Source organism: Streptomyces sp. MZ04, from assembly GCF_004684775.1.
Taxonomy (GTDB): domain Bacteria; phylum Actinomycetota; class Actinomycetes; order Streptomycetales; family Streptomycetaceae; genus Streptomyces.
Map to the genome: position 1 here is coordinate 21,902 of NZ_SRIC01000083.1, position 7,347 is coordinate 29,248.

General features: G+C 68.1%; 4 protein-coding genes, 1 tRNA gene and 1 pseudogene. 2 read left to right on the top strand and 4 right to left on the bottom strand.

The annotated features are described in order from the left end of the window. Positions 1-158: 158 nt before the first annotated feature. From E2651_RS19170 to E2651_RS19185, 4 genes are all read right to left on the bottom strand, one after another. Complete coding sequence (locus tag E2651_RS19170; RefSeq protein WP_135332398.1) at positions 159-2,099, bottom strand: kelch motif-containing protein; 1,941 nt, start codon at positions 2,097-2,099, stop codon at positions 159-161. Beyond that, positions 2,096-4,084 carry a cellulose synthase catalytic subunit gene (locus E2651_RS19175; protein WP_135332399.1) on the bottom strand — a complete coding sequence of 663 codons (1,989 nt, stop codon included), beginning with the start codon at positions 4,082-4,084 and terminating at the stop codon, positions 2,096-2,098. Before E2651_RS19175 ends, E2651_RS19170 begins: the two co-directional genes overlap by 4 nt. A 303-nt stretch (positions 4,085-4,387) precedes the next feature. Next, positions 4,388-5,119, bottom strand: a complete 732-nt coding sequence (locus tag E2651_RS19180; RefSeq protein WP_135332400.1) for a FadR/GntR family transcriptional regulator — start codon at positions 5,117-5,119, stop codon at positions 4,388-4,390. Between the two features lie 78 nt (positions 5,120-5,197). Beyond that, positions 5,198-5,271, bottom strand: a tRNA-Lys gene (locus E2651_RS19185). A gap of 244 nt (positions 5,272-5,515) precedes the next feature. On the opposite strand from E2651_RS19185, the gene E2651_RS19190 reads away from it, so the two are divergent. Beyond that, complete coding sequence (locus E2651_RS19190) at positions 5,516-6,892, top strand: peptidoglycan-binding protein (RefSeq protein ID WP_135332401.1); 1,377 nt, start codon at positions 5,516-5,518, stop codon at positions 6,890-6,892. Between the two features lie 78 nt (positions 6,893-6,970). Next, positions 6,971-7,347: pseudogene (locus E2651_RS19195) on the top strand (SPFH domain-containing protein); the annotation flags it as partial.

Below are 7,347 nucleotides of genomic sequence, written 5' to 3' on the forward strand. Positions count from 1 at the left end.
CGTCAGGGGCGCGGGGAACTGCGCGCTCAGCACACGAAAAGCCGCAGTCGCATCTGCCGAGGTACCTGGCAGATGCGACTGCGGCTTTTCTTTGGTTGCTCACGCCCACGCGGCGGAGCCGCAAATTGATACAGCCCCGCGCCCCTACGGGGCGCTCCTTACGGCACGTGAACCCACTGAGCCTTGCTCGGGGTGCCCTGATCGTCCGTGACGAAGAGCATGTACCAGCCCGACTCCACCAGGCTCCGCTCCTTCGGAATCGTCACCGTGACCCCGTCCGCGGACTTCTTCAGATCCAGGGCCACCGACGTCTGGTCGATGTCCGTCACATGCGTCGACGCACTGGGCCGAATAAGGCGGGCCGTCTTGATGGACGAGGCATGCTTCGACTTGAACGTGCCCGACGCACCCCGCCTGATCTCCTTGGGACCGTCACTCAGCGTCGGCTGCGAGCCGTGGTACAGGTACGGCGGCGTGTAGATCTCGATGCGCTGCTCGAACTCGCCGGGCTTGGTGTTGGCCTTGTCGGCGTAGAGCGAGTCGGAGCCGAAGAACATCACGCGGCCGTCGGGCAGCAGGATCGAGCCCGAGTGGTAGTTGCGGCCGACCTCCGGGTCCGCGACCCGCTTCATCTCGCCGGTCTTGGCGTCGTAGATCCGCGCCTGCTTGATGTTCGAGTCGCCGCGGCCGCGGTAGTCCTCGGAGCCGCCGGATATCAGCACCGAGTCGTCGGGCAGCGTCGAGGCCTGCGGGTAGCGGGTGCCCTTCTCCAGCTCGGGCCCGTCCACGAACTTCGGGCTGTCCGCCTTCAGATCGACGATGCGTGTCTTCTTGCTGGACTTCTTGGACTCGCCGACACCGCCGCCGCCGACCACCATGTACTTCTGGTCCTGCGCGGGCGGCAGCTCCACCGTGTTGGAGGTCTCCAGGAGGTTCGGGTCGCTCATCCCCGGAATCCCCTTCCAGCTGCCCTTCGTCTCCAGGTCCCAGGTGCCGGGCTTGCGGCCGACGTCGTCAGGGCCGTAGCCCGCGTTCGAACCCGAGTAGAAGAGCCTGCCGCTCTCCAGCTGGAAGACCGCCGGGTAGGTGGGGAACTGACGGATCTGCTTGGTGTACGTCCACTTCTTGGTCTTCGGGTCGTAGACCTCGTTCTTGCCCGGGACCAGCTGACCGATCTCGTCCAGGCCGGAGAGGCTGAGCACCTTGCCGTCCGAGAGCGTGGTCAGCGTGGGGTACCAGCGGGCCTCGTTCATCGGGTCGACCTTGATGTACTTCTCGGCGACCGGGTCGAACTCGAAGGAGTCCTTGATCCCCTGGAAGTCCTTCTTGTCCAGGGCGAGCTTCTGCGCGATGCCGTACGTGTTGCGCGTTGCGGCGCCGCTCAGGCCCTGTACGCGGTAGTTGTCCTGCGTGCCCGTCTCGTGCTTCGTGCCGCTCTGCTGCGCCTCGACGTACACCCGGCCGAGGCCCGGCTCGTTGCGCACGAACGCGCCGGTCTGCTTGTCGAACACCTTCTTCGCGCGCTCGACGACGACCGGGTCCTTGGAGACGAACGTCTTGCCGTTCTTCTTGCCGGTGAACTTGGTGCCCGCGGGCAGCGTGATCGGCTTGTCCGGGTCCTCGTTGTGCACCACCATCAGGCCGCCGGCCTTGGTGATGTCGCCCTTGAGCTTCTCGTAGCGCTGGGTGCCGCCGGCTATGAGGAGATTGCCGTTGGCGAGCTGGGTGTGGCCGGTGCAGAAGAGGTCGACGGGCGTCTTGATCTTCTTGATGGTGTTCTTGACCGGATCCCACAGGCGGGTGTCGAACTTCTTGGCGTCGAAGTTCTTCTGGTTGTTGCCGGACCCGGCGACCAGGAGGATCTTGCCGGTGTGCAGAAGGGCCGCGTGGATGGTGTTCTGGCGGTATTCCTCGGGGAAGTTCACGACCTGCCAGTGGCCGTTGTCGGCCTTGTACTCCGGCTTGTTGATCTTGTAGTCGTGGTACTTCTCCGACCCGAAGCGCCACAGCGCCGGCCCGTTCATCCCGGCCAGCGCTATGACCACCGCCGCGCCTATCGCGATGCGGCGGGCGCGGCGGCGGCTGGAACGGTCTTTCATTTCTTACGTCCCCCAAGGGAAATCTGCATGGTCTGGTCGGTCGCCGCCCAGCTGGGCTTCTGCTGCGGCGCGTGCGGTGCCTGTGGTGCGTACGGCGCCTGCGGCAGCTCCGCGGTGGTGTCGCGCTGCTGCGGCACCATCGGGTCGCCACCGCCGCCGGACGGCGGACCCGAAGGCCCGGCCCCCCGATGCGACTTGCGCTTCTTCTTGTCCTGCCGCATGCCCCAGCGCCACGCGAAGATCGGCGCGGCCGTGATCAGCAGGGCGAACGTGGCCCAGATCAGCATCGCCGGGTGGGAGTGGTCGTACACGAACGCGGCGGCCATCGAACCACCGAAGACCAGGATGAAGAACAGGTGGATGCGGAACGTGCCGAACAGTGTGTCCGGGCTGGCCGAATCGCCCTTGGGGGTCACCACGAACTTGCTCTTGCGGCGCAGCACGGTGTCCAGGAGCGAGCGCGCGTACACCGGCGCGGAGAGCGCGGACATGATCATGCCCGCGATACCGCCGGAGCCCTCGGGCTCGTGCGGCGAGACGTTGTGGCGACGGTTCCAGATGTAGAGGCCGATCTGCAGCGCCGAGGCGTTGCCGTACAGCATCAGCCAGATCGTCGGGTCGATGTTCACACCCGAGGCGCCCATGCCCAGGAACAGCGCGCAACTGAGCGCGGCCAGGATCCAGTTCATGGCGGACATCGGGTAGAAGATGACCATCATCGTGTAGTTGAAGAGCCGCCCGGGCGGCAGCGAGAACGGCGCCTTCCAGAACTGCTTGAGGATGGTCTCGTACGTACCGCGCGACCACCGCAGCTGCTGCGTGAAGAAGTCCGTCCAGGCGTTGGGGCCCTCGCCGACCGCGAGCACGTCCGGGGTGTAGACCGACTTCCACTTCTTGCCGGTCTTCGGGTTCGTGGCCCGGTGGATCTCGAAGCCCGTCGCCATGTCCTCGGTGATCGAGTCGTACAGACCGCCGATCTGCTTGAGCGCCCTGATGCGTACGGCGTTGCTCGTACCGACGAACATCGGGGCGCCGTAGGCGTTGCCCGCACGCTGGATGAGGGCGTGGAAGAGGAACTGCTGGGACTCGGCGGCCTTGGTGATGAAGTTGTCGTAGTTGCCGTAGACCTGCGGGCCGATGACGAAGCCGACGTTCTCGTCGCGGAAGAAGCCGAGCATCCGCTCGAGGTAGTTCGGCATCGGGACGTGGTCGGTGTCGACCGATGCGAAGTAGTCGTAGTCGTCGCCGTGCGCGTCCAGCCAGGCGTTGTAGTTGCCGTGCTTGGTCTTGGCGCGGTGCGGGCCCTTCGCCAGGTTCCACTTGGCGACGCCCTTGCGGGAGAAGTGGTGCACGCCGAGCCGCAGGCAGACCTCCTTGACCGCGGGATCGTCGCCCTCGTCCAGGAGCCAGACGTGCATCAGGCCGCGGTGGCGGATCTTGACCGCCGCCTCCAGCGTCTTCGTCACCATCTCGAGCGGCTCCTTGCCGGGCACGAACGAGGTGAGGAAGGCGACCCTGGTGCCGGTCTCCGGCACGACGGGTATCGGGTCACGGGCGACGAGAGTGGCGTGCGCGTTCGACAGCACGTTCATGCAGCGGAAGAACTCGATCAGGCCGATCGAGACGAGCATGACCACGTCGAGCACCGGCAGCCAGTCGTTGGCCACGTAGTCGCGCTCGGTCCAGTGGGTCGGCTGGAGCAGCCAGGCGAGCAGCACGAGCGAGAGCAGCGGCGCGGCCCCCAGCATCAGGGCGGCCCGGATCCGGTGCGGCTCCTGCGAGAGCAGGGAGCGGTACTGCACCTTGTACGGCTTGGTCGGGTCCGGCTGTGTGAGCGGCCCCGCGAGACGGCTGTAGTGCTCGTAGTCGTATCTCGGCAGCGCTTTCTTGATACGCCGGAACCCGCCTGTCCGGTGCGATGGCACCCGCAGTTGGGTCGTCTGTGACGGGTCGTCCGGCCGCGCGCCCGTCGGCGTCGACGTCATGAGTCATCCCCCCGCACGCGGTCGCCCGCGTGTTCGTTGGTCCTTCCGCCCGTTCCGATCCCCCTCGACCTTCACGGACGCATCAGTGGCAGGCCACCGTCCCCTTAGACGGGGACGGCAACCTTCCGGTTGCATGATGCCCCCCTAGGCATCCGTTCATGAACGAGACCCCCGTCCCCGCGGCTCTCCCCGGCAGGTGGCGAGGCCCCCCAACTGCCCCGTACCGCCTGCCTCATGAGAGCCAGTGGCTCCAGCACAAGGTTCTACGCCCCTAGCCATGATCGCAAGAGCGAAACAAGGTGTTTACCGGTCATACGAGCGATTTGGGGAAACCTCTGGGGCGGGAGAGCTCAATCGCGTTCGAATATTACCGAAGTGTTCCCGTATTGCCCGCTCGGCTCGGACCGCGTCCCCGGAGCGGACCGCGTCGAGGATGTCGCGGTGCTGGCGGCAGGTGACCTTCGGATCGTGCGGTACGTCCACGAGATCGGTGCGTACCCGGTGGAAAGCGTCCCAGAACGCCTCGAGCACCTCGCCGAGCAGCGGGTTGCGCAGGCACCGGTAAAGAGTGGCGTGAAATGCGCGGTCGGTCTCGGCGTGGACGGTGGCGTCCCGGCTGTTCCGCGTGCCCTGCGCCGTCGCCTCGCTGTCCATCTGATCCACGAGGGCGTCCAGTTCGGCCAGGTCGGCGGGGGGAATGCGGCCCGCGAGGCGCGCGATGAGCCCGGTCTCCACGGCCTCCCTCAGCTCCAGGAGCTGGAGCAGGCTGTCCTCGCCCCGATAGTGACCGGCCACCGTGCGGAAGGCGAGGCCCTCGATCATGGGCGCCATCGACATGGGTCCGACATATGTGCCGAAACCATGACGGATCTCTACGATCCCCATCGCCTGGAGGGCCTTGAGCGCCTCTCGCACGGAGTTCCGACTGACGCCGAGGCGTTCCATCAGCTCCGGTTCGGTGGGCAAGGAGGCGCCGGAGGGCAGCCGCCGGTCGATGATGAGCTTCTTGATCCGCTCCTGGATGTCGCGCGCCATGGCGCAACGGTAGCGGCACCCGTGCCAGTGGTGGCATGACAAAAGCCCCCCGCGTGAACGGAGGGCCTTCGCTGTCTGTGCGCCGCCAGGGACTCGAACCCCGGACCCGCTGATTAAGAGTCAGCTGCTCTAACCAACTGAGCTAGCGGCGCCTGCTGACCTGGAGAACTCTACCGGATGCCGACGGGTGCTCCGGACCACCGGGGGCCTCGCGGGCGGCGGGCCGGGGGATTCTCCCGACCGGTCCGGGAGCGGCGGGGGCGGGAATAGGAGACGGTGACGGCCGGCGGATCCACCTTTCGGACCGTCAACATGCGATATCGCGGGACAGTTGAGAAACTGACGATCGTGCAGATGCGACGCGGACATTCTTGTGCGGAGTGTGAGGGGAATCGCATGGACGGTGCTCCGGTATTCGAGGAATTCGAGCCCGAGAGCGACTGTGACTGCCCCGGATGTATTCAGCGGCGACGGGACATGGCTCTCGGACTTCCCGTACGTCTTGGTGGCCACCCCGCGGCACACGGGGCTCGCCGGGCCCTGGTGCTCGCCGCGGCGGCGGGCACGGTGCTCGGCGGCGGACAGGCGCTTCCGGCGGTGGCGGCGCCGGGGGCGGCGGAGGCTCCCGCCCCGCCCAAGGCGGCGGAGGCTCCGGCCGGTCCCGCCGTTACCGGAGGTGACGGGCCGGGCCCGCAGGGCGGGACCAGCGCGCTGCACGGAGCGCCGGGCGCGCTGGGTGCTCCGGGCGCTCCGGGCCCGGCGGTGGGCTCGGCGGTGCGGGCGACGACGCGGGCCGCGATCCTGCAGCGGGCCAGGAAGTGGGTCGCCGCGAAGGTGCCGTACAGCATGGACGCCTTCTGGTCCGACGGATACCGGCAGGACTGCTCGGGCTTTGTCTCGATGGCCTGGAACCTCGGCGGCAATGAATGGACGGGAAGCCTTTCGGCGTACGCGATCCGCATTACGAAGGCCCAGCTGAAGCCCGGGGACATCCTTCTCTTCCACAATCCGGAGAACCCCGAGAACGGTTCGCACGTGACGATTTTCGGCGGCTGGACGGACGCGTCGCGCACGCGATACACGGCGTACGAACAGGCCCGCCCCTATGCCCGGAAACAGACAACTCCCTATGCCTACTGGAGCAATGCGGGCCGCTATCTTCCCTACCGCTACAAGGGCGTGACGGACGGTGCTCCGGGCGGCTCGGGCCCGAGCACGGGAACGCGCTACCCGGGGGCGGGATCCTTCGGCCCCGGCGCGGACAACCAGGACGTCACCCGGCTCGGCAAGGCGCTGGTCGGCCGGGGCGGCGGCCGCTTCTACCGCACGGGTCCCGGACCGCGCTGGAGCGACGCGGACCGCAGGGCCACGCAGGCGTTCCAGCGGGCGCAGGGCTGGAGCGGTGCGGACGCGGACGGGCTGCCGGGCCCGACGACGTGGTCGTACCTGATGAAGGGCAAGGGCCGCGACATCCCGGCGGGGGCGGGGGCGGGGATGGGAGCGGGCGACGGCTCCGGTGGCGCCCACGGCAAGGTGCCCGCGTACCCCGGCAGGGGAGTCTTCCGCCCAGGCCAGTCGAGTCCGTCCATCGAGAAGCTCGGCAGGCGACTGGTGAAGAAGGGCTTCGGCAAGCACTACGCCCAGGGTCCGGGGCCCCGCTGGACGGAGAGCGACCGCCGGAACGTCGAGGCGTTCCAGCGGGCCCAGGGCTGGCGGGGCGGTGCGGCGGACGGCTGTCCGGGGCCCGAGACGTGGCGGCGGCTGTTCTCGTGAGGGGGCTCGGATGAGATGCGGGCACGAAGGTGACCGGGTTACGTGTGAGATCGAGGTACGAATGAAGCGGAGGCAAGGATGAGTGCGACGGCGGCATCAGAGCCACAGACTCCGCAGCCATCCCACCCCGACGGACAGCAGGACCCCGCCACCCGGTCGCAGCGGATCATCCACAGCGAGGCCACCACCGAGATCCCGCTCCACCTCCTCTTCCGGGACGACCCGGACGACCCCGGGGTCTCGCTGTCGCCCGCGGTCGTGCGGCGGCGGCAGGGGAGGGGGGAGCAGCCGCGGACCGCTGCCCGTCGGACCGCACCGAGGCCCGCGTCGGCGCGGCCCGTGCCCGCCGTCGATCCGTCCATCGCCGAGTGGCCCGCGAGGGTGCTGCCCGGCGGGGTCGGCGTGCTCGGCGGGGCGGTGGGTGCCGCCGGGTGTGCGGCCGCGCTGTGGTGGGC